The sequence below is a fragment of the Burkholderia sp. WP9 genome (assembly GCF_900104795.1).
Classification (GTDB): Bacteria; Pseudomonadota; Gammaproteobacteria; order Burkholderiales; family Burkholderiaceae; genus Paraburkholderia.
The window spans coordinates 1,463,873-1,489,253 of sequence record NZ_FNTG01000002.1; the positions used below are offsets into that span (position 1 = coordinate 1,463,873).

Below are 25,381 nucleotides of genomic sequence, written 5' to 3' on the forward strand. Positions count from 1 at the left end.
TACTCCGGCCTCGTCGCTGCTGTCAGGAAAGTGTCATATACGCAGCCGAGACTGGACCACCTACCCGCACAAGTGGCTCCCATGACGCAAAAGACCCAGGCAATTGCTGCAATGGGACAGCGCAGTCTGCTGCTGCCAGGCTGGATCAAGGCGGCACTGTCCGCCAACGACCGTCTTAAGCTCTACCTGAGCGTGCTGCAGGTTGCATTCGCGCACGCCGAACATCCCGACCGCGAATTGCCGGACCTGACCGCGGAACTGGTCGCCGCACACGTCGACGCGCCATGGCTTCGCAACATGCCTGCAAGCGCTTCGCTAGTCGACGGCACGTTGCTGCTGCCCGACCTCGCGCGTCTCGTGCAGCGTCTCGCCGAAGATCTGGAGACGATGGCCCGACCGCTGCTCCAACCGGACGATCAGACAGACACATTGAACGCACGTGTCCAGCACTGGCTGGACGGATTCGACGCACTGCGCGGCGAACGCCTTAGCCGCGCACAACTGCAATCGCTAACGCGCGGCCAGCGAACGAATGGAGACGACAGCCTGCACCTGCTGGTGATGGACCTTCACCGTGCGCTCAACCAACTGGCGAATACGGTGTCGAGCGAGCAGATCGACGGTGCGCACGTGTGGCAACTGCAACCGGCCGACCGCGCGCGCGTCGTCGCGTTCATGCGTGGGCTGAACCGCACGGCGCCACTGAAGTTCGATCATCCGGGGCTCGACACCGCCGCGACACGCGACGGCGAGCGGCTGCTGCTGCAAAACGACATCGGCACCAACGACGTTCATGTGCTGGTCGTGCAGGTTGAAGGCCTGACGATTACGTTGAGTTATTCGGATCTGCACCGGCCGCGCTTCGCGTTCTTCCAGTCGCTGCTGGTGCCTTACGGTGCGCAGTGGAGCGACTTGCAATCGAAGGTCAATGCCGCGCTGAACGAAGGTGACGCTTACACGTTCGGCATTGCGCGCTTTGATTGTGCCGACGAGCGCACGCTCGACACCGCGCTCGAAGGAATCGGGTCACGCATTGTTTTTCTGATCGACTGGAATCGGGCCCGCAAGCGGTTGCTGTCGTTTGTCGACAAAGACGCGGCTATCGAGGTTCTGCGCGATGCGGCCCGGCTCGACGTGGGTCACATGGCGTGGTTGAAGGCCGGTGGTGAAGCGCTCATCTACGCTGCGATGCAGGCCGTCGGTCAAGGGGCGTTCCGCATCGGCGACCGGCTGGACGCAGTGCTCGGCTCGCGCGATGCGCAGGCGTTCATGGTCGAAGTGCTGCAGATGGCCAGTCACGCGCTGATCGGCGGGCAGCCGGCGGCGCTCGTCGCCGATCAAACGCGGTTGCTGCTCGCCCGGCGTGTGCGCCAGCACAGCAGCGCGTTCGAGCTGCTGGAGGAGCACGCCGCGTACTGCCACGCACTGGCGCAAGCGGTAAGCGACGGCCTGACGCATGACGTCATGTGCGCGCCGCCGGCGGGCGAGAACCCTGCGCAGGCGCTGGCCGCGAGAGCGAAGGCATGGGAGCGGCAGGCGGACCATCTGGTAATGCGCGCGCGTGAGCAGGCGCAGCGTCAGCCTCGCTGGCAGCCGTTCAAGCAACTGCTTGAACTCTCCGACGACATCGCCGACGCGCTCGAAGAAGCCGCGTTCCTGATGAGCCTGATCGCCGACGGCCACCAGCAAGGTTGGGACAGCAACGTCCACGAATCGCTGTCGCGCCTCGCACAAACCGTGCTGATGGCGACACAGGAGCACGTCAAGTCGCTCGCTATCGCACGCAGCCTCGGCACCGCCAGCGATACGTCCGACAGCGATGCGTTTCTTGCCGCGTCGTGGAACGTGCTGCGCTCGGAGCGCCAGTGTGACGAACTGCTGCGCGCGGCACGCCGCGCCATTCTCGGTGTCGTGCGCGATGCCGCCAGCCTGATGCTCGCCAACGATCTCGCAACGACACTCGAACTGGCCTCGGATCGTCTGCTGGTGGCCGGCTATGCGTTGCGCGATGTCGCCTTCGGCGAAACCGGAGCGAACACATGACAGCCCTTCAACCGGATGCCGCTCAACGCTGGCCCGACGAGGTCTACCTGATCGGCTGCGACGCCACACCACGCGGCAATCCCGAAGCGACCCATGCGTCGGCGGAAACGGTCGGCTTCAAGGCCTACAATCTGCTGCGCATGGCTGATCTCGGCCTGCCGGTGCCGCCGGCTTTCGTGCTGGGCACGCACTACTGTCGCGACGCTCGAGCCCGCGAAACTGCCACCGCGAGCGCGGTGTGGGCACCCGGTCTATGGGAACTGGAGCATGCCACCGGTCAGCGCTTCGGCGACGCGCGCGTGCCGCTGCTGCTCTCGGTGCGCTCGGGGGCGCCTGTGTCGATGCCGGGGATGATGGATACGCTGCTCAACGTCGGCCTGTGCGACACCACCCTTGCCGGCATGCTCCGCCAGACCGGCAATCCGCGTCTGGTCTGGGACACCTATCGCAGACTCGTTGCGAGCTACGGTGAACTGGTCGCGGGCGTGCCCCCGTCGATCTTCGAAGCGGAATACGCCGCGCTCGCCGGAACTCGCGACGAGCACGGGCTCGATTTCGCGGAACTACGCGAACTCACGCATCGTTGCATCGCCGCCTACGAGGGTGCTGCCGGCCAGCCATTTCCGCAAGATCCACAGGTTCAACTGGCGAACGCCATCGGCGCGGTGCTGACGAGTTGGCAATCATCCAGGGCCTGTGCGTACCGCAAACAGTGCGGCATCAGCGATGCAATCGGGACGGCCGTGACTGTGCAGGCCATGGTGTTCGGCAATGCGGGCGGGCGTTCGGGCGCGGGCGTCGGGTTTACGCGCGATCCGGTCAGCGGCGAGCCGGCGCTTTGGGTCGACTTCCTGTTCAGCGCGCAAGGAGAAGATGTCGTCTCGGGCCGCCGTAGCGCGCGCGGCCACCAAGAGCTCGCCCAGGCAATGCCCGCGGTCTGGGAAGCATTGCGCGATGCGGCGACGCGGCTCGAACGCGCGTTCGGCGACATGCAGGACATTGAGTTCACTGTGCAGGATGCACACCTGTACATGCTGCAGACGCGCAATGGAAAACGCACGCCGCAAGCCGCCGCGCGGATTGCGCTGGATCTGTTCGACGAGGGCTCGATCAGTGCTGATGTGGCGCGTGAGCGCACGGCCGCGCTGAAGCCCGCTGCGTTGATGCGCATGTCTATCGCGGCATCCGATAACGATCGCCCGCTCACGCCACTCGCGCACGCCGCGAGTGCGAGTAGCGGGATCACGTCAGGGGAAATCGCTTTCGACAAAGCACGCGCGCGCACGCGTCATGCTGTTGGTGCGTCGGTCATCCTGGTGCGTCGCGATGCGGAGACCGACGACATCGCCGCACTGGAGGTGGCTGCGGGTCTGCTCACGCAGCGAGGCGCACGCACCTCGCATGCTGCGGTCGTCGCGCGTCAACTTGGCAGGGTTTGCCTTGTCGGCTGCGCGGCGCTGCATCTCGATGAATCGACACGTACTCTGCAAATAGGAGATACGGTGATGCATGAGGGTGACGAAGTGACCCTCGACGGCAACGACGGTGCGATCTATGCGGGCACGGTGCGCACGGTCGTCGAGCCGTTGGCCGAATTGCAGGCACGTCTTGAGCGATTGCGTGCGCCATGAATCGGGATGTGCGGCAAGCGGGTGCCGCGCCCGTCCGATAGCGCCTTGATAAGAATCAAGGCCGAGCATTCCTGCGGGTGAAATACTAACGAATTGCAAGGCCAGATCTTTCCCCCGTGATCGAAAAAGGAGTGTGTGATGTTCCCTGAATTTCGCGACCTGATTTCCCGCCTGAAAACCGAAGACGCTCATTTCTCGCGGCTCTTTGATCGTCACAATGAACTGGACCACCAGATCAGCAACATGGAAGCGGGCGTGACCCCGTCTGACAACCCCGCTATCGAAACGCTGAAGAAAGAAAAGCTCCAGCTCAAAGATCAGCTTTATGCGGTGCTGAAGAAGGCCTCTGCTGCGTAAGCTGCTTTCCGCCGAGATCACTTCCGTGAGGCAAGCCAAATATTTTGCAAGCACTGACGTAATGCCGCGTTCTTCTCAAACGTTGTCGATATGGTTTGGAGCTGTGGCCACGGTGGCCCGAATGATCGGCATGACAGCGACGTAGCGTCCGGTGCAACTCACGGTGACGCACCTTTAGACTGCTGACAACAGCCGCGTGGTTGCAGTCTTGTATTCGATTCAACGCCGACATATAACGAATCATGCGATGCGCTCCCACGGCGGTGGGCGCCTCGTCAAGATACATCAGGCAGATTCCGTGCGACGGTTCAGCACCTGTTGAGGCATGCCAACAATGCGGCACCCTCGGCTATGCATTGGGTAGCAGCAGATGAAGCTCGCCCCGGCAGGAGAACAGCATGAACGTCCACGTAAAAACGCGAGAACGTACCGCGATCATCACGCTTGCTACGAGGGGACTGCGAACATCGGCAGGGACGATCGCGCTTGCCATTCTTTTAGCTGGATGTGGCGGAGGTGCCGGGAGTGACAGCGCCGCCACCTCGGTGATCGCCAATAGCGTGAATCCACAGGACGTGGTCGTGAATCGCCATGTCGTGTCGCTCAATGTGCAGTTCCGCGGCAAAACATATAGTCAGTGGGCGGTCTCGTTCTGGCGGTGGGCGCTGGAATTGCCGCTCGGCCCCCTTCCCCATCCGTTCGACGACTGCAACCATCGTCCCATCTCAGCGGCGCAAACGGGAAACGTCTGGTATTGGGCCACGCCCAATTCTGCACCGCTGACCTGCAATCAGCTGGCGACAACCATTCCTGCTGGGACGTCTATCTTTCTGTCGGTGCTCGACGGAACGTCTATCTTCCTGCCCATGTTCAATGGGACGTCGTCGCTGAACAATCCACCACTCCAGGCGTTCACGCCGGACCAGTTGAAAATTGTCAGTGCCTTCGCAAGCGACATCCGTGATTTGTTCTGCACCATCGACGGTGTTTCCGTAGGCAACATCTCGGCTTATCGCACGCCGATCGGCCAATTCTCGTTTTCTGCTCCGAGCCCGTGGATTTTTGGCCATACTGGTGGAACAGGGACTGCCGTCGCTGACGGCTACTACCTGCTTCTGGAGCCACTATCCGCAGGGTTGCACACGATTCACTATGGTGGGAAGTTTGTTATTCCCGCCGGTGTGTTCGGATCCGAGCAGGCTGTCATTGCCAAAGACATCACGCTCCTGATCAGGGTCGGCTCATAGGTTCTGGTAAGCCTATCGCCGACTTCCCTGCCATCCTCATCAATTGCGAAGTTGCGCCGATAGACTGGCTCGCTTTGTAGCCTGTGCGATATTCCACTTCTGAGTAGCGGAGACCTGTAAATGAGTGTTGGCGAATGAGGTATTGCGAGGCGCAATCACCCGACGACCAGGCGGCGCCAATCAGGCTTCAGGAAGACTCCGCGTCTGCGGCATTGCGCGACGCGCACAGGCGCCATGCGGTCTTCGGCGCAGCGGCGGTCTCGACGGCATGGCGCCACCAGCGTTCGCCGCGATGCGGGGCGCTCAGATCCAGCCGCTCGCCCATGCCGGGCGTCGAGAGCGCGACACCATGCACGAGAGCGAGGCCGCTCACCCTTTCGAACGGCTCCTGCCAGTGGTGCATCGCGAGGTCGAACGTGCCGTTGTGAATGGGCACGAGCCAGCGGCCGCGCAGATCGATGTGCGCCTGCACGGTTTCTTCGGGCTGCATATGAACGTACGGCCACTGCGGGTCGTATGCGCCGGTCTCGACCAGCGTGACGTCGAATGGTCCAAGGCGCTCGCCGATCGTCCTGAAGCCGTCGAAGTAGCCGGTGTCGCCGCTGAAGAAAACACGCAGATCATCGTCGACGATCACCCACGACGCCCATAACGTGCTGTTGCCGTCGAACAGGCTACGACCGGAAAAGTGCTGCGCGGGCGTCGCGGTGAACTGCATGCCATCCACCTCCGTGCCTTGCCACCAGTCGAACTGCCGTACCTTCTCAGCGTCGATGCCCCATTCGATCAACCGGTCACCCACGCCGAGCGGTGTCAGAAACACACCGGTGCTCTGCGCGAGCGAGAGCACGGTTTCGCGATCCAGATGGTCATAGTGATCGTGTGACAGGATCACGCCTCGTAGCGGCGGCAAATCGGCCAGCGCGATCGGCGGCGCATGGAAGCGCTTCGGGCCCAGATTCCGGAACGGCGACGCACGCTCGGCGAAAACGGGATCGGTCAGCCAGAACTGGCCGCGCAGCTTCAGCAACATCGTCGAGTGGCCGAGCCGGTAGAGGCTGCGGTCGGGCGCCTCGTCGAGTTGCGAACGCGTCAGCGCGCCCACAGGCAACGCGACCGTCGGCACCGTGCCGCGCGGTTTGTTGAACAGCAGGTTCCACGCGATCCCAAGCGTCTTGCGCAGGCCTTCGACGGGACGCGGCTTGACGTTGCGAAAACGTTCACCGTCGTGCTGCGGTGAGTGGCTGGACAACGCGCGGCCGCGTTTCGCGGCGGTAACGCCGAGCACGCGGCTGACAAAGGCGGGGAGCGACGTCATGAGATAGGCGGTCCAAAGAAAAATGTACACTCGGCAGTGTAGTTTATTTTCGAGAAAAGTAAACTGCCCGGTGTAAAATCCGCTCATGGATTCAAGTGACACCCCTCAACGCCTGACAGACCGCAAACGTGCCGCCATTGTCGGCGCCGCGATCGAGGAATTCCTCGCGGCCGGTTACGACGCGACCAGCATGGACCGTATCGCCGCCCGCGCGAACGTCTCGAAACGTACGGTCTATAACCATTTCCCAAGCAAGGAAGCCCTTTTCGCGGCGATTCTTCATCGGCTTTGGGACGCGAGCCAGCAGGGCGACGCGCCCGCCTACCGTGCCGACGAACCATTGCGCACACAGTTGCTCGACCTGTTGGGCCGCAAGCTGCGGCTGCTAAACGACGAGTCTTTTCTGTCGCTTGCACGCGTGGCAATAGCGGCCGGAATTCATTCGCCGGAACGCGCGCGGGATATGGTCGCCCGCCTCGGTGAACGCGAAGAAGACCTGACCGTGTGGGTCCGGGCGGCCGCCGCGGACGGCCGTCTCAAGACCGACGACCCGCGTTTCGCAGCGCTGCAGTTGCAGGTGCTGGTGAAGGGCTTTGCATTCTGGCCGCAGGTGACGATGGGCCAGGCGCCGCTCGGCGAACAGGAGCAAAGTCAGCTCGCGGAATCGGTCGCTGACCTGTTCCTCGCGCGCTATGCGTGAGCCGGCGTCCGGGGCTCGCGATTCGAACTTCACATGCCGCGAACTGGTGTGGGCCACGAAGCGCAGCCTGTTCACGTGGACGATCTCTTCAATCGAGGTCCCGGACGCCGCCCGGAATTTCACGTGCGTGTAATCGATGCGCCGCCATCCACTAGCGAAGCAGTGCCGGTCACGAAAGACGAGTCGTCGGACGCCAGATAGAGCACCGAACGGGCAAGTTCCTCCGGCCGCGCAACCCGCTTGAGCGCATGCAACGCGGTGACGAACGCTTGTGACTCGGCCGTATCATTCATATCGCGATACATTGGCGTATCCACGGCGCCGGGCAGAATCGCGTTGACGCGCACGCCTTGCGGGCCGTACTCGGCAGCGAGCGCCTGCGTCAGCCCAATTAGTCCGGCTTTGCTCGCAGCGTAGGCCGCGGTGCCGGGGAACGCGAATGAATACCCGACGAACGTCGACGTAAAGATGATCGATCCGCCGCCTTGCTTCACCATTTCGGGGATCTGGTGCTTCGCGCCCAGAAAGGCGCTCGTCAGATTGGTCGCCAATGCCGCCGACCAGCCAGCCTCCGACACGCCCGTGCTCGGGCCCATTTCGCCCAGCGTGCCGGCGTTGTTATAGGCAATGTCGAGCCGGCCAAAGCGGCTGACGGCGAGCGCCACCAGCGCTTTCGCGAAGGCCTCCGACTGCACGTCGCCCGCCAGGAAAGCGGCTTCACCGCCCGCGTCGGCAATCTCAGCAGCGAGCGTTTCAAGTTCAGCTTCGCGGCGCGCCGCGATCACCACTTTCGCACCTTCCGCAGCGAATAGTTTTGCGGTGGCCCGGCCAATTCCCGCGCTGGCACCAGTCACGATGGCGACTTTTCCATTCAAGCGTTGCATGTTCAATCTCCTGCAGCAGTTTGTCGACCGAGGCCGAATACCTCGGTCCGTGGAAAGCACTATAGGCTTCAGCCATGCATGCAGAAAGGCGCAAAACATAGGTATATCATTCAGCAATTATGAATGATCAGGGGCAGACATGGACCGGCTGCGCGCTTTTGAAGTCTTCGTGACCGTGGTGAGCCGAGGCAGCTTCACGCGAGCAGCCGATGTGCTCGAAACCTCGCCCGCCAACGTGACCCGCTACGTGAATGAGTTGGAGGCGCATCTCGGCACGCGCCTGCTGAATCGCACGTCACGCAAACTCTCGCTCACCGAGGGCGGCGAGACCTTTTACTCACGCTGCAAATCCATTCTCGACGACGTCGCCGAGACCGAGCGGCTCGTGTCGTCCGCGTCGATCGAACCGCGCGGCCGGCTGCGCATCAACGCGCCTGTGAGTTTTGGAATTCTGCACCTGGCGCCGCTATGGCCCGAGTTCATGCGGAAATATCCCGAAGTGGAACTCGACGTCTCGCTGATCGACCGCGTGGTCGATATTGTCGATGAAGGTTACGACCTCGCCATTCGCATCTCACGCGCCGGTTCGACTAACTACGCAGCCCGCAAGCTTGCGACATCCACCAACATTCTGTGTGCGTCGCCGGCTTACCTCGCGCATTACGGATATCCCGCAGCGCCCGCGGACCTGAACGAACATCGATGCATCGGCTACTCGTATGCGGCCACCGGCGACGAATGGCAACTGATCGACAGAAATGGCAAGGCTCACATCGTGAAGGTCAACTGCCACATGCGCACCAACAATGGCGACACAGCGCGTGCTGCCGCGCTTGCCGGGCAAGGCGTGATCTGGCAGCCCACGTTTCTGGTCGGCAACGACCTGCGTGCCGGCCATCTCGTTCGGGTCCTGCCTGAGTATCGTCTGCCTGACATCGACGTGCTCGCGTTGTACCCGAGTCGTCGACACATGAGCGCCAAGATGCGCGCGTTGATCGATTTCCTCGTCGATGCATTCGGCGGAACGCCTCCGTGGGATCGGCCCGACCACGCGTAAGCGCGTGTCGCAGCGCCGACGAATCGAAGGCGCATGGAAAACTGCGTCCAGCGCGCGCCGACATTGCCGTTTACGCCGCGTATGAACTGTCCGCGCTTTGGAAGCGGACGTTACTCCGGCTTCCCGTCATGATCGCCGATCGGTCTGATTGGCCAGTCCGTCCAGCGGTCCGCGCGCGTCAGTTCGTACGCTTCATTTAGCGGATATCGGATACGGTTGTCTTCGCGCGGGCGCTCGCCGATCACCATCAGCCTGACTTCGTCGGCAGTGTTGTTGATGAACGTGTGGCAGATACCGGTGCCGGCCGGAAACGCAACCGAGTCGCCTTCGACAAGAGCGTGCAGAACGCCGTCGATCCAGACATCGGGCTTGCCTTGAAGCACGTAGACAAACTCTTGCTCGGTACTTTCAGCATGCGGATATGAAGTGCGCCGACCCGGCAAGAGCCTGACATGATGTATGCCGATCCGCGTAATACCCATCGCGGCGGAGAGGGGCGCGTCGAGTCCCATCGGCTCGGAGTCACCCCGATAGCAATGCGCATGCGGCTCTTCCAGTTCGGTCCAGTGCTTGATGAAATCCGGGCGACTCATCGCTTGTTCTCCTTGGTGACGAAAAACGATGATAGCGGGTTACAGAGAGAACGAACGACGCACGATCCTCGCGCGGTGGCCTTCAATGCCTGAAGCAATCCCCGCCTTTGCTGTTCAGAGGAACGGCGTGGCGGGGTTTGATCAGTTGTCTTCAGCTAAAGCCAGAGCTATCGACCCGCTCGATAACGCGCGGTCCGGCCAGCGCAGCCACGGCCGCCGCTGCGGATTGCGACAGAGCCCCTCGGCGCGCCGACCATGACGGGTCGGCTAAAAACGGTGCCTCAGCCCCAAGGCGGCGACGAACTGGTTCGCGCCGGACGCGCGCGAGAAGTTCGAGATCTGCGCGCCCTGAATCCCGGTTCCTTGCAACTGGTTGGCGCGTTGATAGATGGCTTCCGCATAGACGTCGGTGCTGGGCGACAGGAAGTAGGTGTTGACGATGCCGGCCTGATGCCACTTCGGATAGCGCACGCCCGTCGGCGTGGCGAAGCGGCCGAGCGTGAATGTATAGGCAGCCGAAATATCCCACCTCGGAGTGACGGCGTAGCGCACGTTGATTTCGACGTTGTCGAAGCGCACGTCGTCGCCGGGCAGGCTGATAGCGGTATCGGCCACGTTGTTGATCGACGAGGCTTTGTCCAGCCGCGTTTCGCTCAATATGAGGCCGACCGCCGTTTGAGTGAAATGATAAAGGCCGCCCGCCGCCCAGGTGCGCTGCCGCTCCGCGTTGAACGGCGCGCCGGCCGGTTCGGCGCCGTTCGTATTGGCCGTCGCGAGGTTCGATGCGTTATTGAATTGAAAGTAGCCCGCACCGAGGTCCAGATTGGTGTACTGATACCCGAGACCAAAACTGTAGCCACGGTTATCCGCGAAGCCGCCCGCTTCGTTCGAGAAGCCATATAGCGCGCCGAGCTTCAGTCCACCCAGCAACACCGGACTCGTGTATTTGACCGAATTGTTCGTGCGTGTGTAATTGTCGAGGTTGTCGTTGTCGAAAACGTGCGCGAAAGCGGTACCGCCGTATCGTGTGCCGCCCAGCGCGAACGGCTCGACGAACTGAACGACTTCGTCGAACTGACGACCGAATGTGAGCGTGCCTGTCGACTGCGAAGCAAGTCCCATCCACGACTGAAAACCAAACAGGCGGCCCTGTTGCGCGGCGGTGCCGTTCATCACGTTAAAGCCGTTGGTCAGCGTGAAAATCGCGCTGAGATCGCTGGAGATCTGCTCGTTGCCGGACAATGCCCATCGGCTGATGTTGATGTCGCCATTCTTCGCCTGCCAGGCACTTCGATGACCATTCGCGTTGCCCGCGTCGCTGACGTAGGCGAGACCCGCGTCGACCGATCCTGACAGGCGCACCGAGTTTTGTGCGTGCACGGCCGGACTGGCGAACGCGAGCAAAACGCTCGTTATCCGAATTTTCATCTTCAACTTTCTTTTATTCATATATTAATCTGATGCTTTGCGAGGGGTTGCGATATATGTCGATATATGTCGATATGCCGGCAGGAGACGATTAATGCGCGCATTGTGTGGATTGCATTTTCCATTTCCTGAAAATGCTTTCATGCACCTGGCTGCAGGCCGAATGTTGTGCGGTCTGATCGTGTAAGCGGCTGCTTGCCGGGATTAGGGAGCTGCGTGCGTCCACGTCCATGGCTCGACGCGTGACGCAGGCATATAGTCGGCGTACGTGCCGGGGCCGATAAAGCGTATTTTCAGGAAGAGACTGTTATGGATAGCTCAACGTCGGCGTACGCGCCCCGGGCGTAACGAACCTCGGTCCATCGGGTTAGTCGAGATTACTAAATCACTATTTATTGGTTGACGGCTCTTTGCCGGAATGGCGTCCGATTAATGATTCGACTCCAATCTGCCGAATTGGAAAAAATGAAGTTAACACGCGTGATTCAATAGGCGATCGCGTGTTAACTCAAACGGCCTTTCAGCGCATGAGTCAGGTCGGCGGGCGAACGGCCACTATCTGAGAACAGGGGACATGTGAATGCCCCCTCGATCTTCCCTTCGCTATATGAGCCCTTGAGCAGCCATGGCTAACAGCAACCGCTCTGCCCCAATGCCGAAACCCGCGCCCTCCCGGTATGCCCCTCCGCCTACAACTTGCTGTTGCGCGCCGAGTTCGGTGCAGCGCATCTCGAAACCTTGGCCGTTCAGGTAATAGCTGAGTCCCCTGCGAGCCGCATCATCGATCTCATAGCGCACTCCGAGTGAATCGAGAAAGCCGACGCAATCTCCAGGCTCCGCCTCGCAGCCAGTTCAGGATTTGCGCAAAGATATTCGAATCCCAGTTGCGAAAACTCCCGATAGCGGCCGGCCTGCGGTCGCTCGTATCGATAGCAGCGCGCAACGTAGAACAGCATGCGCGCCTCTCGTTGACCAAGCAGTGCGATGCACCTCTCCTGGAATAAGGCCGTGGCTTCCGGGATCAGACAGCAAGGTCGTCCCTTCTTATCCGGAAAGGCCCACATCTGGCCGATGATCTCACTGCCGCCGGCCTTCTGGACGAACGTATCCTGCGACCACAAGGCAGGCACGATAGCCTCTTCGGCTCCAGCATCAATGAAGGTAGCTCCGGAACCGATCTTCCAGAGTGCGTATTTGTGCGGCTTCCTTCCCAACGATAAAACGAGTTCCGCGAATCATGGTCATGAGATCCTCGCGAGTCCGGAAAATAAAAAAAGGCGCCTGAGGCGCCTTGATCGTTTGTGCATGGAGACGGAGAAAACGAACTCCCGAATTCCTTGCTATGGACGTAACGAATCACGGCGCACTGGATCGTGGCCGTGATGATGGTAAAGCCGGGTCGGTACGTTACGAAGTTCCATATAGACAATACTGACACACAAAACCTGGAAGCACCATCCTGCACTGAACTCGTCGACGCGAGCGCAAACGAAACGGGGCGCTTCCGTACAGCCCACGCCCCGCGAATTCAACCTGTCGGCAGAAGATCAGTTCCGCGCTTTTTCAATTGCGCCGACGGCCAGTTGGCGCGCGAGGTCGCCGTACAACTCGGCCCATTTGCCGAGCAATCCAGGGTCGTCAGTAAGAAAGAGTGGATGTTCGGCCCACGCGCTCACGTCCGCGCCTTTCCAGGCCATTTCGAAGATTCGCAGATCTTCGTCCTCGCTCACGCCAATGTCGACCATTTCACGGAACGACGCGAGATCGGCGAGTTGCACGTTCCGCACCGGGATCGTGTGAATGGCAGCCAGTGCGCTCGCCGCGCGCTCGCGGGCGTCTTCGCGGGTGCCGGCGAACACGAACACCATGCTGTCTTCGTCGGCGTGACTGAATACGGCCCGATAGAGCGAGGATCTGCAGCGATCGCTGAGTTGCGTGCCCATGGTTGCCTTGATTGCTGAAGACGGTTCGCCATTTTGGCCGGTGGATCGGGTGCCGCCGGGTTGCGGTTCCGGTCGGTGCTTTCGGTTGCGGCATCTGTCGCTGCACAGGTACAGATACATTCCGCATACGACAAGACAAGCCAGCGAGAGAATTCCCACACCCCCAAGTACAGCCAGATCAGCGTGCGCCATTTCAGGCCCCCTTCAGTCCCGCTTATACTTCGTCTCCCATGTCCGAAGCCTTCCGGCAAGTTCAGTCGAGTCCGGGGCCGCGGCGTATCGGTCTGCGCCCTTCGTCGGATAGCATGAGGCTGTCAGCGAAGGGCGACGCTACGAGTATCCGGCGAGGTTCCCCAGCGATCAACTGAGCACACCTCTCTATTGACCAAAGCGGTTCACTATAGGACGCTAGTGGGCTGGAGTGCCGGAACCGCAAAGCGCTCGTAAGCGCAATTGCAATCGCACGGCCTTGAACGCCGCTGCTTATTACCGCCTTATCCACACAATGTTATAACGCTGTGCCGGAAAAGGCAGGTTTGATCTGGTAAACCCAGGTGCTTCCGGTAACGTACGTCGTGAAAGTGATTGTGCTGCCCGATCACACCACCCCGCCGTCTCTCAAGATGGCTTCTCCCGTGCGAGGATTCGTCAGGGTGACGTTCTCGAGCGCCTTGATTCGCCACTCGCCAGCCTGCCGCGTCAGCACCGCAAGGATCAGCGTATCGACAGCATGCGGCCCCGCCGGATGCGCCGCACCGACCGTGAGGCGGCTCCAGAAGTGCATGAGCGCCGCATCGCGGCCGATCGCGACCACGTCGATCAACTCGTTCTCCAGCGTCGAATCGCTGTAGATAGTGGCGTGGATGGGCGCATGCAGCTCGATGATCGCCTCGACGCCGCGCACGTAGTGCCCGAACCGGTTCACGAAGGTCGCGTCCTCATGGAACAACGCTCCGAGGGACTCCATGTCGTGGCGGTTCCAGGCGTTCTGAAACGCGTGGAGCGCGTCTTCGGGTTGTCTCATTTGATTCATGTGGATTCTCACAAGTGTCTACATTGGGACGCCGGCCGCTCACCGCTCACCGCTCACGCCCCACTCCGCACCCGTACCCGCCGGCGTCCCGCCACACTCCGCGCCGGCGCCACGACCTCCGCCAGCAATTCCTCGTGCAAGCCCCGCAAAACCTCGACGAACGCCGATGCGAGCCGCTCCCGCGGCCGGTGCGGAGGAAACAGCAGATAGGTCTGAAAACGCGTAGCCGGCAAGAAAGGGCGAATCTCGATCCCAGGTCCTGCGAAGTCGCGCGCGACGATCGGATGTGCGAGCGTCACCCCCATGCCGTGACGCACCATCTCGCAGCACATCGCAGTGTATTGCGCTTCGATCGCGAGGACGCGCTGCACGCCCGCGCGCTGGAACACCTCGTCCATCTGCGCACGCGTGCCGTCGCCGTGACACAGCGAGATGAACGACTCGCCTTCCAGATCCTCCGGCTTGATGCTGCGCTTCGCCGCCAGCCGATGCGCCGCGGGCAACACACACACGGCAGCCACATCCGACAGTTGCTCGACCTCGCAATCGGATGCCTCGCTGACATACACGGCCACGCCGAGGTCGCAAAACTGCGACGCCGTCCAATGATTGACAGTGCTCGACGTATTCACGTGCAGCGACACGGTGACTTCCGGGAATAGCTCGACAAAGCGTTTGATCGCATGCGGGACCAGCGTCATGCCCGCCGAAGGCATTGCCGCGATGCGCAAACGCCCGCTGCCGAGATTGCGAATCTGCGCCGCGGCAGCCACCAACCCTTGCAAGCCGACGAACGCGCGTTCGACTTCGCGAAAGAACGCCTCGCCCTCGCTGGTTGGAATCAGACGCACGCCGCTGCGCTGAAAGAGCTGCAAGCCCGTATCGCGCTCCAGTTGCGCGATCAGACGGCTGACGTTCGGCTGCGAAGTGAAGAGCGCCTTGGCCGCGGCGGTCATCGATCCCGACACCATCACCGCGCGAAACGCCTCGATGTGCTTGAGATTCATCCGTATTCTCCCTTAGACGAGGCCCACCAATCCATATCATCCATGCATAGATAGGTATTTTATTCGTATTGGACGACATGACCAGCCGGCGCGACACTGCATTGTAACGACGGGCAGTGAAGCCCGCCTCCCCACACCGGAACTGGAGATCGTCGTCATGAGAAGAGCGTTGCATCGCCGTCTGTCCGCCCCATCCCGCACCGCCATCGCGGCGCTTTCATTCACGTCCGCCCTCGCCGCGCCGCTCTTCGCACAAGCCGAGACCACGCTGTATGTCGCCAATGTCGGCGGCTCAAACGAGCAGGTCTACCGGCAAAAAATCATTCCGCCGTTCGAAAAGGCGCACAACGTCAAGATCGTCTACGTCGCCGGAAATTCGAGCGATACGCTCGCCAAGTTGCAGGCGCAGAAAGGCCATCAGCAGATCAACGTCGCGGTGATGGACGATGGTCCCATGTATCAGGCGATGCAGCTCAACCTGTGCGCAAAGCTCGACGACGCGCCCGTGATGAAAGACCTCTACCCGCTCGCGAAGCTCGGACCGACCGCGATCGGCGTCGGCATGGTGGCGACCGGCATCGGCTACAACGAAGAGGCGTTCAAGAAGGCCGGCCTGCCGCCGCCCGATTCGTGGAAGGCGCTCACCGACAGCCGCATCAAGGGCAAACTCGGCGTGCCGCCGATCACCAACACCTACGGTCTGCATACGCTCGTGATGCTCGCGCGTCTTTCCGGCGGCGGCGAGAAGAACATCGATCCAGGTTTCGCCGCGATGACCAAGGACGTCGCGCCGAACGTACTCTCCTGGGCGCCCACGCCCGGCGAAATGGACGGCCAGATGCAGGCGGGCGACGTGATTCTCGCGCCCTATGGCAGCGGCCGCGCAGTCGCATTGCAGAACACCGGCTTTCCGCTCAAGTTCATTTACCCGAAGGAAGGCGCGGTCGCGCTGCAGGTAGCGGCATGTGCCGTCGCGGAAAACGCCCAGCCGCAGTTATCGCAGCAGTTCGTGCAATACCTGTTGAGCCCGGAAGTGCAGACGTTGCAAGCGCAAGGCATCGGCCTGGGTCCGGTCAACAAGACCGTCAAACTCACGCCGGAGATTGCCGCGCGCGTGCCCTACGGTCCCGAACAGATCTCGAAGCTGACCGCGATGGACTGGACCACGATCAACCAGCATCGCACCGAGTGGACCGAGCGCTGGAACCGTTCGGTCGAACGCTGAACTCCGACACCAGCAAGTCCCTCGCGCGGCGCGCGATCTGATGAAGGAGCAAGGCGTATGGCCTTCCTGACTTTGCAAAACATCTCGAAACGCTACGGCGATTTCACGGCAATCGAACACCTGGATCTTTCCGTCGAACGCGGCGAACTGCTTTCGCTGCTCGGACCGTCCGGCTGCGGCAAGACCACTACGCTGCAAATGGTCGCGGGCTTCGTCACGCCGACCACCGGCAGCATCCTGCTCGATGGCCGCGACATTACGCACGAGCGTCCCGAGAAACGGGGCATCGGCGTGGTATTCCAGAGCTACGCGCTGTTTCCGCACATGACGGTGGCAGGCAACGTCGGCTTCGGGTTGGAGATGCGCAAGGTCAAGCGCAAGGAGCGCGATGAGCGCGTTGCCGAGGCGTTGTCGCTCGTGCGCCTGAACGGCCTCGGGCACCGCTATCCGAAGGAACTGTCGGGCGGCCAGCGGCAGCGCGTGGCGATTGCGCGCGCTATCGCGATGCAGCCCGAACTGCTGCTGCTCGACGAGCCGATGTCCAACCTCGACGCCAAGTTGCGCGAAGAGATGCACATCGAATTGCGCGCGATCCAGAAGCGGCTCGGCATCACGACGATTCTCGTCACGCACGATCAGGTCGAAGCGATGACCATGAGCGATCGCATCGCGGTGATGCATCGCGGCGTGATTGCGCAACTGAGCACGCCTTACGACGCGTACGAGCGCCCCGCCACGCCGTTTGCCTCGACGTTCCTCGGGCGCACCAACGCGTTTTCCGGCGAAGTGCTGCGCCGCAATCCGCGCTGCGCCGAGGTAGAGGTCGCGGGCACTACCCTGCATGTCCCGCACGAAGGCCGTCATGTCAACGGCGCGGTGAACGTGTACATCCGTCCGGAAAAGGTGCATCTGGCCAATGGCGATGCGCGGGTGCGCGGCCGCATCTCGACACGTGTTTTCGTCGGCAATCAATGGCTGCTCGAAGTGGACACCGAACTCGGCAAGCTGCGTATCGCGCAACCGAATCACGGCGCGCCACCGCCCGAGGAAGGCGACGAAGTCGGCCTCGCGTGGACCGACGACGACCTGCGCGTGCTCACGCGAGACAACCAGGAGAGCCCTCATGGCCACGCTTGACGACGCCCGCCCCGGTGCCGCGCCGTGGCTGCTATCGGGCCCCGCGCTGTTGCTGTTCATTGGCTTGCTGTTGGTGCCGATGCTGCTCACGCTGATGCTGTCGTTCCGCGTCTTCAGCGATACGGCGGGTGTCACGGCCGCCTATACGCTCGCGAACTACTGGGAAGTCATCAGCGACCCATATTACGGCACGATCTTCCTGCGCACCGCCGGCCTCGCCTTCGCCGTCACGCTGCTGTCCATCGTGCTCGGCGTGCCGGAGACCATCGTGCTCGCACGCATGAAGCGTCCGTGGCAGTCGCTCTGTCTGTTGATCGTGCTGGGCCCGCTGCTCATCTCCGTGGTGGTGCGCACGCTCGGCTGGCAGATTCTGCTCGGCAACAACGGCGTGCTGAATAACGTTCTGCAAGCGCTGCACATCACCAGCGAACCCATTCGCCTCGTGTTCACGATGACCGGCATGATCATCGCGCTCACCCACGTACTGGTGCCGTTCATGGTGATGTCGGTCTGGGCGACGATGCAGAAGCTCGATCCGCAGGTGGAATGGGCCGGCCGCTCGCTCGGTGGCTCGCCGTTCGCGGTGTTCCGCCGCGTGGTGCTGCCGCAGATCATGCCGGGCGTGCTGTCGGGCTCGATCATCGTATTCGCGTTGTCGGCCTCGGCGTTCGCCACGCCCGCGCTGATCGGCGGCCGGCGCCTCAAGGTGGTCGCCACCGCGGCCTACGACGAGTTCCTCGGCACGCTCAACTGGCCGCTCGGCGCGACTATCGCCGTGCTACTGCTGATCGCCAATGTGGCGATCGTGATGGGTTGCAGCCGGCTCGCCGAACGCCGCTTCCAGCACATCTTCGACTGAGCGAAGGAGACGATCATGAAACAGAACGGCATTCTCGGCCTCGTCTACAACGCGTTCTTTCTGACTTTCATTCTCGCGCCGCTCGCGGTGGTGATGCTCGTGGCGTTCACCGACAAGGGCTTCATCTCGATGCCTTTCGACGGCGCGTCGCTGCGCTGGTTCCGCGCGATCCTCGAGAACGGCGACATCGTCGCGGCATTCTGGCTCTCGGTGCGGCTCGCGTTCGCGGCGGCGACGATCGGCGTGTTGCTGGCGGTGCCTGCCGCGCTGGCGATCGCCCGCTATCGCTTTCCGGGCCGCGCCGCGCTCACGAGCTTCTTCCTCTCGCCGATGATGATTCCGGCAGTCGTGCTCGGCATCGCGTTCCTGCGCTTTCTGTCGCTGCTGCATCTGTCCGGATCGTTCTGGTCGCTGGTGTGCGCGCACGTGATCATCGTGCTGCCGTATGCGCTGCGGCTCGCGCTGTCGTCGGCGGTCGGGCTGGATCGGGATGCCGAACGCGCCGCGCTCTCCTGTGGCGCGAGCCGCTTCACCGCCTTTCGCCGCGTGGTGCTGCCGATGATCCGCACCGGCGTGGCGGGCGGCTGGGTGCTCTCGTTCATCCAGAGCTTCGACGAACTGACCATGACCATTTTCGTCGCGACGCCCGGCACCACCACGCTGCCCGTCGCCATGTACAACCAGATCGCGCAGACGATCGATCCGCTGGTCGCTTCGGTGTCGGCGGTGCTGATCGTCGGCACGGTCCTTTTGATGATCCTGCTCGACCGCATGGTCGGCCTGGATCGCATTCTGATCGGAGAAACCCGATGACATTGACTAGCACCGCCAGCCCCGACGTCCTTGTATTGGGCGGCGGCCTCGTCGGTTCGGCCGTGGCCTACGGACTCGCCCGCGAAGGCGCGCGCGTGACCGTGCTCGACGAGGACGACGGCGGCTTTCGCGCGTCGCGCGGCAATTTCGGCCTCGTCTGGGTTCAGGGCAAGGGCTATGGCCTGTCGCCTTATGCACGGTGGTCGCGCAGTTCGGCCACGCGCTGGCCGGGACTCGCGGAAGCGCTGTTGCAGGAAACAGGCGTGAACGTGGCATTGCGTCAGCCCGGCGGCTTTCACTTCTGCTTCGACGACGACGAACTCGCCGAACGCGAAAAACGCCTCTCGACACTGCAAGCCGAACTGGGCGATTACCCCTACCAGATGCTCGACGCTGCCGAAGTTCGCGCGCGCATTCCGCAGATAGGCCCCGCGGTGATCGGCGCGAGCTATACGCCAATGGATGGTCACGTGAACCCGCTCAAGCTCCTGCGCGGACTGCACACCGCCATGCAGGCGCGCGGCGTGCGGCTCGTGTCGGGCGAACGCGCGGAACGCATCGAGCCGCAAGCGCAGGGCTTCGTCGTGCATGGAAAGCGCGGGACGTATCGCGCGGCGCGGGTCGTGCTCGCTGCCGGGCTCGGCAATCGCACGCTCGCGCCGTTCGTCGGACTCGACGCGCCGGTCGCGCCCAATCGCGGCCAGGTGCTGGTGAGCGAGCGCGTCGCACCGTTTCTCGAGTATCCGACGCTCAACGTACGCCAGACCGACGAAGGCAGCGTGCAGTTCGGCGATTCGATGGAAGAAGTCGGCTTCAACGATTTCACGACCACGCATGTGCTCGCCGACATCGCCCGGCGCGGCGTGCGCGCGTTCCCGATGTTGCATGACGTGCGGCTCGTGCGCATGTGGGCCGCGTTGCGCGTCTACAGTCCCGACGGTTTTCCGATCTATGACCAGTCCGAGGCACACCCCGGCGCGTTCGTCGTCACCTGCCATAGCGGCGTGACGCTGGCGGCCGCGCATGCGCTGCGCGTCGCGCCGTGGATCATGGGCGCGCCGATGCCCGAGGAATTGCCCACTTTCTCCGCGCGCCGCTTCGAGCACGCCGGAGAACTGACTCCCGCTCATTGAATTCGACATGACTACCCAATCGACTCACACACTCTTCAAGCCGCTACCGGACGCGCAAGGCGCAGCCGTTGCGAGCGTCGACATCTGGTTCAACGACCGGCCGCTGTCCGTGCCGGGCGCCCGCTCCGTGGCGGCGGCGCTGCTCGCCGCAGGCGTATCGCGCTTTCGTGCGACGCCCGTGTCGGGCGCAGCGCGCGCGCCTTTCTGCATGATGGGCGCGTGCTTCGAATGTCTCGTCGAAATCGATGGCGTGCCGAGCCGCCAGGCCTGCATGGTCGAAGTCAAAGCCGGCATGCGAATCCGCTCGCAGGAAGGCGCGCGCGACCTGCCGCCCGCAAACCTGACCGACGCACCGTTGGAGAACGCCCATGGCCGCTGATTTCGCATCCGATTTCGCTTCCGAAGCCGTCGACGTCGTCGTGGTGGGCGCCGGCCCCGCGGGCATGAGCGCAGCGACGCGCGCCGCGCGTGCCGGCCTCAAAACCGTGCTGATCGACGAACAGGACGCCGTGGGCGGCCAGATCTATCGCGGCATCGGCCGCGCCGATGCGCGCCGCAAGGAGATTCTCGGGCCGGACTACGCAGCGGGCTCCGCCATTGCCGATGCGTTCGCCGCCTCCGGCGCGCGCCACGTGACCCATGCGACGGTGTGGCAGGTCACGCGCGAGCGCGGCGTCAATTATCTGAAGGACGGCAAGATCAGCAGCGTCGACGCGCAATGCGTGATTCTCGCGAGCGGTGCGTTGGAGCGGCCCTTCCCGATTCCGGGCTGGACGCTGCCCGGCGTGCTGACGGCGGGCGCAGCGCAAATTCTGTTGAAGAGCGCGGGCGAAGTGCCGGCCGCGCCGCCGGTGCTGGCGGGCTGCGGGCCGCTGCTGTATCTGCTCGGCTGGCAGTATGTGCGCGCCGGCGTGCCGATCCGCGCGCTGGTCGATACCACGCGTCACGAGGACCGCTGGCGCGCGAAGCGTCACGCGCTGGCGGCGCTGCGCGCGTGGCCGTTTCTGAGCAAAGGCTTGCAACTGATCCGCACGCTGCGCGAAGCGGGTGTGCCGATCTTCGAGGCGGCGGACGATCTGCGCGTGGAAGCGCGCATCGGCACGGATCACGTGGAGCGCGCCGCCGCGCTTCACTTCACGACACAAGGCACGGCGCATCGTATCGAAGCCGATGTGATCCTGCTGCACCAAGGCGTCGTGCCGAACACGCAATTCACGCAAGCGCTGCGCGCGTCGCACCGCTGGGACAACGCGCAGCTCTGCTTCACCCCGAAAGTCGATGCATGGGGCGAACTGGACGTGCCCGGCATTTTCGTCGCGGGCGATGGCGCGGGCATCGGCGGCGCGCAGGCAGCGGCCTTGCAGGGCACGCTCGCGGGTCTCGCGGCGGCCGCGCAACTCGGCGCGATCACCCCGGCGACACGCGACGCGGAAGCCGTCGCGCATCGCCGCGCACTGGCGGGCGTGATGCGCATCCGGCCTTTTCTCGACAGCCTGTATCGTCCGCGCGACGTCAATCGCATTCCGCGCGACGAGACTATCGTGTGCCGTTGCGAGGAAGTCACCGCGGGCGAGTTGCGCAAGTTCGTCGAACTCGGCTGTGTCGGACCGAATCAGGCGAAGTCGTTCGGACGCTGCGGCATGGGTCCGTGTCAGGGACGCATGTGCGGCCTCACCGTGACGGAAGTGATCGCCGACGCGCGCCGCGTCTCGCCCGCCGAAGTCGGCTACTACCGCATCCGTCCGCCGATCAAGCCGCTCACGCTCGGAGAACTCGCTGGTGAGTGACACGACCGACATTCAGGAAGCCGATGTCCTCGTGGTCGGCGGCGGGCTGCATGGCACGAGCAGCGCGTTCCACATGGCGCGGCGCGGCGCGAAGGTGATCGTGCTCGAAGCCGACTACGTCGCGCGTCATTCGTCGGGCGTGAATGCAGGCGGCGTGCGCACGCTGGGCCGTCCATTGCCCGAGATTCCGCTTGCGCTGATGTCGCGGGAAATCTGGCACGGCATGACCGATCTGCTCGGTGAGGATGGCGGCTTCGTTCCTTCCGGTCAGTTGAAGATCGCGGAAACGGATGACGAACTCGAAGCATGCCGCGAGCGCGTCGCCCTGCTCGAATCGCATGGATTCACGCACGAAAAGGTCATCGACCGGGAAAGCGTGCTCGAACTCGAACCGGCGCTCGCACGGCATGTCACTGGCGGAATCTGGGTGGAGCGCGACGGCTACGCGCTGCCCTATCGAACCACCACCGCATTCCGGCTCGCCGCGCAACGACTCGGCACGCGGTTTCTGGAAGGCACGCCGGTGCGCCGCATCGAACAGCGTGGCACGCGATGGTTCGCCGTCACGTCACACGGCACGTTCAGCGCGCAAAAGCTGCTCGTCACCGCGGGCGCGTGGTCCGGCGAATTGGCGAAGCAGGTCGGCGAGCCCGTGCCGGTGCACCCCGAAGGTTTGATGCTGATGGTCACGCATCGTGTTGCACCGTTCTGCTCCGCGACGCTCGGCGCAACGGGCAGGCCGCTGTCTTTCAAGCAGTTCGACAACGGCACCGTGGTAATTGGCGGCAAGCTGATCGGCATTGCGGATCTGGCCAATCGTCACGGCGAAGTCGATTTCGTTCGTCTCGTGCGCAGTGCGCGCACCGTGACCGATCTGTTTCCTCATCTGCGCAATCTTGGCGTGAACCGCGCGTGGGCCGGCGTCGAAGCGTTTACCGAAGATGAACTGCCGGTCATCTCCGCGAGCCGCAAGGCGTCGGATCTGTATTACTCGTTTGGCTATTGCGGCAGCGGCTTTCAGCTCGGGCCGGGCTGCGGCAAGCTGGTGTCCGAACTGATGCTCGACGGCGCGCCGTCGATTTCGCTCGATGCGTTTGCCATCGATCGCTTTGGCCGCACCGCGGAGTCGTCCTTTAGCGGTGCTTCGTCTCTAGCGACGCATTAAACGCTCTTATTTCTTTGCGCCGTCGTGCGAGCAGTCAGCGCGCGGCGACTTCGTTCGACTTCAACTGGAGAGAGTGTCATGACCGATATCGTTCGTATCGAAACCAATCAACGTATGAGCCGCGTCGTCAAGGCGGCCGGCCTCGTATTCGTCGGCGGCCAGACTTCCGCCGATCACACCGCTGACGTGAAACTCCAGACCGCGAAGGTGCTGGAGAAGATCGACAATTTTCTGGAGAAGGCCGGCATCGACAAGACGCGACTCGTCTCCGCACAGGTCTGGCTCGCGGACATTACCCGCGATTTCGCGGGAATGAACGAGGTATGGGACGCATGGGTTCCGCAAGGTAGCGCACCCGCGCGCGCGACGGTGCAAGCGAAGCTTGCCGCGCCCGAGTTGCTGGTCGAAATCGCGGTGGTGGCACTTGCCTGAGAGGTGCTGCTGGCGCGGGTGTTTATCTGGCGTCTGAGGGTTCGCCGACAAACGCCTTCTGCCTGGTTGATTGCCGATACAGCGCAGGAAGAAAGCGCCTGCCGGATTGTTGACATGAAGCCGGGTAGCCTGCAGTCTACGCACGTTAGGGCAGCGTTGTGCTCCTCCCGTTCGGAGGGCTGACCAAAGAGGCCGAAACGTGCCAAGGAACAACCCCGTTCTCCATCGCGCCCGGAAAGGACCCATCAGGCCGAAGCGCCCGTGGCTCTTCATCACGGGTGCGATTCTGCTGGTGGCCGTGTCGGGCTGGTTGCTGGCGATCATTCTCGAACCCGCGTTTCAGCATACGATCGTCATCACATCCGGGGCAGACCAGGGAATCTATCGCGGCTTTGCGGACCGCTACGGCCCGATCCTGAAACGCAAAGGCGTGACGCTCGATATCCGCAGTTCTTCCGGTTCGATCGAAAATTATCAGCGGCTGAAGGATCCAGACAGCGCTTACCAGGTCGGCTTTATCCAGTCAGGCACGACCAGTCCGAAAGAGACCGACAACCTCAAAACGATCGCCGCGGTGTCGTACGAACCGATCTGGGTGTTCTATCGCGGCGACACCACGATTGACCGGTTGGCGCAATTGCGTGGCAAGCGGATTTCCATTGGCGTTCCTGGCAGTGGTCTGCTGAACGTCGCGCTGCAATTGCTCGCCTACAGCGGTGTCTCCGGCGACGACGCCAAGCTGTTGCAAATGGACGCTACCAAAGCGTATCAAGGTCTCGAAACGGGACAACTCGATGCGGCATTCTTTATTGGCAGGCCGGATGCCGATATGCAACGAACCCTGCTCAACAGCAATCTGAAGCTAATGAGCTTTGCTCAGGCCGACGCGCTAGTCCAAAAATTTCCGGCTCTCTCCAAAGTCATTTTTCCGCGCGGCTCGACGAGCATTGCCAATGATCGTCCGTCGGCGGATGTCACCCTGCTCGCCGCAACGGCTTTGCTCGTGGCGAAAGACTCGTTGCACCCGGCCTTCGTCTATCTGTTGCTGGATGCGGCCAGCGCCGTCCATGGCCGCGAAGATTACTTCACGCCACTCGGCACGTTTCCCAACGTCAACACCGACGAATTTCCCGTTTCCGACGAAAGCATTCGCTACTTCAAATCTGGCCGTCCGTTCCTGCAACGCTACCTTCCGTTCTGGCTGGCCAGTTTTATCGAGCGGCGTCTTCTGATTCTTCTGCCCTTCGCGGCTTTGCTGCTTGGCGTGCTTCAGGCGTTGCCCCGAATCGCGGAGACACGGATCAAAAACCGCCTCGTAGTCTGGTATCGCGAAGTGAAACTGCTGGAAGATGAGATATGGCGAAGTGAACGGCCGAGCCAGGAACAGATCTCGCAATGGAGCGCCGAGATCGAACAGATCGACGCGAACGCTAACCAGATACGCATGCCGCAGCGTTATCTTCCAGATGTGTACGCCCTCAAGCTGGCAATTGAAGTCGTTAGAGGGCGGATTTCCCACATGGCTGCGCAGATAAATAAATAGCCTGACAGGAAAGTCGAAGGGCTCGGATCCCACGCGAGGCGGCCAT

At 62.4% G+C, this 25,381-nt stretch carries 24 protein-coding genes; 16 read left to right on the plus strand and 8 right to left on the minus strand.

Annotated features, from left to right (window positions below):
- Positions 1 to 81: 81 nt before the first annotated feature.
- From BLW71_RS27795 to BLW71_RS27810, 4 genes are all read left to right on the plus strand, one after another.
- A complete protein-coding gene (locus BLW71_RS27795; RefSeq protein ID WP_091804409.1) occupies positions 82 to 2,043 on the plus strand; it encodes a phosphate transport regulator in 1,962 nt (653 codons plus the stop codon).
- Positions 2,040 to 3,674: a PEP/pyruvate-binding domain-containing protein gene (locus BLW71_RS27800; RefSeq protein WP_091804412.1), complete on the plus strand. Its 1,635-nt coding sequence runs from the start codon at positions 2,040 to 2,042 to the stop codon at positions 3,672 to 3,674. The genes BLW71_RS27795 and BLW71_RS27800 overlap by 4 nt, the downstream gene beginning before the upstream one ends.
- A 138-nt stretch (positions 3,675 to 3,812) precedes the next feature.
- Complete coding sequence (locus tag BLW71_RS27805) at positions 3,813 to 4,031, plus strand: HP1242/YdcH family protein (protein ID WP_091804415.1); 219 nt, start codon at positions 3,813 to 3,815, stop codon at positions 4,029 to 4,031.
- Positions 4,032 to 4,429: 398 nt separating this feature from the next.
- Entirely contained in the window at positions 4,430 to 5,278 is an 849-nt protein-coding gene (locus tag BLW71_RS27810; RefSeq protein ID WP_091804418.1) for a hypothetical protein, read from the plus strand.
- A 187-nt stretch (positions 5,279 to 5,465) separates the two neighbouring features.
- Here the strand turns inward: BLW71_RS27810 and BLW71_RS27815 are convergent, their stop codons facing one another.
- The gene (locus BLW71_RS27815; RefSeq protein WP_091808979.1) at positions 5,466 to 6,596 is read right to left on the minus strand and encodes an MBL fold metallo-hydrolase; all 1,131 of its coding nucleotides are present in this window, start codon (positions 6,594 to 6,596) and stop codon (positions 5,466 to 5,468) included.
- A gap of 85 nt (positions 6,597 to 6,681) precedes the next feature.
- Between BLW71_RS27815 and BLW71_RS27820 the strand changes: the two genes are divergently transcribed.
- Positions 6,682 to 7,296, plus strand: a complete 615-nt coding sequence (locus BLW71_RS27820) for a TetR/AcrR family transcriptional regulator (RefSeq protein ID WP_091804421.1) — start codon at positions 6,682 to 6,684, stop codon at positions 7,294 to 7,296.
- Between the two features lie 119 nt (positions 7,297 to 7,415).
- On the opposite strand, the gene BLW71_RS27825 is transcribed toward BLW71_RS27820, so the two are convergent.
- A complete protein-coding gene (locus BLW71_RS27825) occupies positions 7,416 to 8,180 on the minus strand; it encodes an SDR family oxidoreductase (protein ID WP_091804424.1) in 765 nt (254 codons plus the stop codon).
- A 139-nt stretch (positions 8,181 to 8,319) separates the two neighbouring features.
- On the opposite strand from BLW71_RS27825, the gene BLW71_RS27830 reads away from it, so the two are divergent.
- On the plus strand, positions 8,320 to 9,237 hold the full coding sequence (locus tag BLW71_RS27830) for a LysR family transcriptional regulator (RefSeq protein WP_091804427.1): 918 nt from the start codon (positions 8,320 to 8,322) through the stop codon (positions 9,235 to 9,237).
- Between the two features lie 110 nt (positions 9,238 to 9,347).
- Here BLW71_RS27830 and BLW71_RS27835 read toward each other — a convergent pair whose 3' ends face one another.
- The 6 genes from BLW71_RS27835 to BLW71_RS27860 all read right to left on the minus strand — a co-directional run bounded on the left by BLW71_RS27835 (position 9,348) and on the right by BLW71_RS27860 (position 15,241).
- Positions 9,348 to 9,830, minus strand: coding sequence for a cupin domain-containing protein (locus BLW71_RS27835; protein ID WP_091804430.1), 483 nt, complete (start codon positions 9,828 to 9,830; stop codon positions 9,348 to 9,350).
- Positions 9,831 to 10,097: 267 nt separating this feature from the next.
- Positions 10,098 to 11,279 carry a porin gene (locus BLW71_RS27840; protein ID WP_091804432.1) on the minus strand — a complete coding sequence of 394 codons (1,182 nt, stop codon included), beginning with the start codon at positions 11,277 to 11,279 and terminating at the stop codon, positions 10,098 to 10,100.
- A 725-nt stretch (positions 11,280 to 12,004) separates the two neighbouring features.
- On the minus strand, positions 12,005 to 12,472 hold the full coding sequence (locus tag BLW71_RS27845; RefSeq protein WP_286162137.1) for a HisS family protein: 468 nt from the start codon (positions 12,470 to 12,472) through the stop codon (positions 12,005 to 12,007).
- 333 nt (positions 12,473 to 12,805) lie between these two features.
- Positions 12,806 to 13,201: a hypothetical protein gene (locus BLW71_RS27850; protein ID WP_286162138.1), complete on the minus strand. Its 396-nt coding sequence runs from the start codon at positions 13,199 to 13,201 to the stop codon at positions 12,806 to 12,808.
- A gap of 598 nt (positions 13,202 to 13,799) precedes the next feature.
- Positions 13,800 to 14,234: a YybH family protein gene (locus tag BLW71_RS27855; RefSeq protein ID WP_091804438.1), complete on the minus strand. Its 435-nt coding sequence runs from the start codon at positions 14,232 to 14,234 to the stop codon at positions 13,800 to 13,802.
- Between the two features lie 53 nt (positions 14,235 to 14,287).
- Positions 14,288 to 15,241 (minus strand): LysR substrate-binding domain-containing protein, encoded by a 954-nt coding sequence (locus BLW71_RS27860; protein ID WP_091804441.1) that lies wholly within the window; start codon positions 15,239 to 15,241, stop codon positions 14,288 to 14,290.
- A 157-nt stretch (positions 15,242 to 15,398) separates the two neighbouring features.
- Between BLW71_RS27860 and BLW71_RS27865 the strand changes: the two genes are divergently transcribed.
- The 10 genes from BLW71_RS27865 (at position 15,399) to BLW71_RS27910 (ending at position 25,335) form a co-directional block, all read left to right on the plus strand.
- Positions 15,399 to 16,466 carry an ABC transporter substrate-binding protein gene (locus tag BLW71_RS27865; protein ID WP_091804443.1) on the plus strand — a complete coding sequence of 356 codons (1,068 nt, stop codon included), beginning with the start codon at positions 15,399 to 15,401 and terminating at the stop codon, positions 16,464 to 16,466.
- Positions 16,467 to 16,523: 57 nt separating this feature from the next.
- Entirely contained in the window at positions 16,524 to 17,603 is a 1,080-nt protein-coding gene (locus tag BLW71_RS27870) for an ABC transporter ATP-binding protein (RefSeq protein ID WP_091804446.1), read from the plus strand.
- A complete protein-coding gene (locus BLW71_RS27875; protein WP_091804449.1) occupies positions 17,590 to 18,462 on the plus strand; it encodes an ABC transporter permease in 873 nt (290 codons plus the stop codon). Before BLW71_RS27870 ends, BLW71_RS27875 begins: the two co-directional genes overlap by 14 nt.
- 15 nt (positions 18,463 to 18,477) lie before the next feature.
- Positions 18,478 to 19,275 carry an ABC transporter permease gene (locus BLW71_RS27880; protein WP_091804452.1) on the plus strand — a complete coding sequence of 266 codons (798 nt, stop codon included), beginning with the start codon at positions 18,478 to 18,480 and terminating at the stop codon, positions 19,273 to 19,275.
- The gene (locus BLW71_RS27885) at positions 19,272 to 20,408 is read left to right on the plus strand and encodes an NAD(P)/FAD-dependent oxidoreductase (protein WP_091804455.1); all 1,137 of its coding nucleotides are present in this window, start codon (positions 19,272 to 19,274) and stop codon (positions 20,406 to 20,408) included. Before BLW71_RS27880 ends, BLW71_RS27885 begins: the two co-directional genes overlap by 4 nt.
- A 7-nt stretch (positions 20,409 to 20,415) precedes the next feature.
- A complete protein-coding gene (locus BLW71_RS27890; protein ID WP_091804458.1) occupies positions 20,416 to 20,787 on the plus strand; it encodes a (2Fe-2S)-binding protein in 372 nt (123 codons plus the stop codon).
- Positions 20,777 to 22,195 carry an FAD/NAD(P)-dependent oxidoreductase gene (locus tag BLW71_RS27895; protein ID WP_091804461.1) on the plus strand — a complete coding sequence of 473 codons (1,419 nt, stop codon included), beginning with the start codon at positions 20,777 to 20,779 and terminating at the stop codon, positions 22,193 to 22,195. The genes BLW71_RS27890 and BLW71_RS27895 overlap by 11 nt, the downstream gene beginning before the upstream one ends.
- Positions 22,188 to 23,360 carry an NAD(P)/FAD-dependent oxidoreductase gene (locus tag BLW71_RS27900; protein ID WP_091804465.1) on the plus strand — a complete coding sequence of 391 codons (1,173 nt, stop codon included), beginning with the start codon at positions 22,188 to 22,190 and terminating at the stop codon, positions 23,358 to 23,360. Before BLW71_RS27895 ends, BLW71_RS27900 begins: the two co-directional genes overlap by 8 nt.
- Before the next feature lie 78 nt (positions 23,361 to 23,438).
- Entirely contained in the window at positions 23,439 to 23,792 is a 354-nt protein-coding gene (locus tag BLW71_RS27905; protein ID WP_091804468.1) for a RidA family protein, read from the plus strand.
- A gap of 199 nt (positions 23,793 to 23,991) precedes the next feature.
- On the plus strand, positions 23,992 to 25,335 hold the full coding sequence (locus BLW71_RS27910; RefSeq protein ID WP_091804472.1) for a TAXI family TRAP transporter solute-binding subunit: 1,344 nt from the start codon (positions 23,992 to 23,994) through the stop codon (positions 25,333 to 25,335).
- Positions 25,336 to 25,381: the final 46 nt, after the last annotated feature.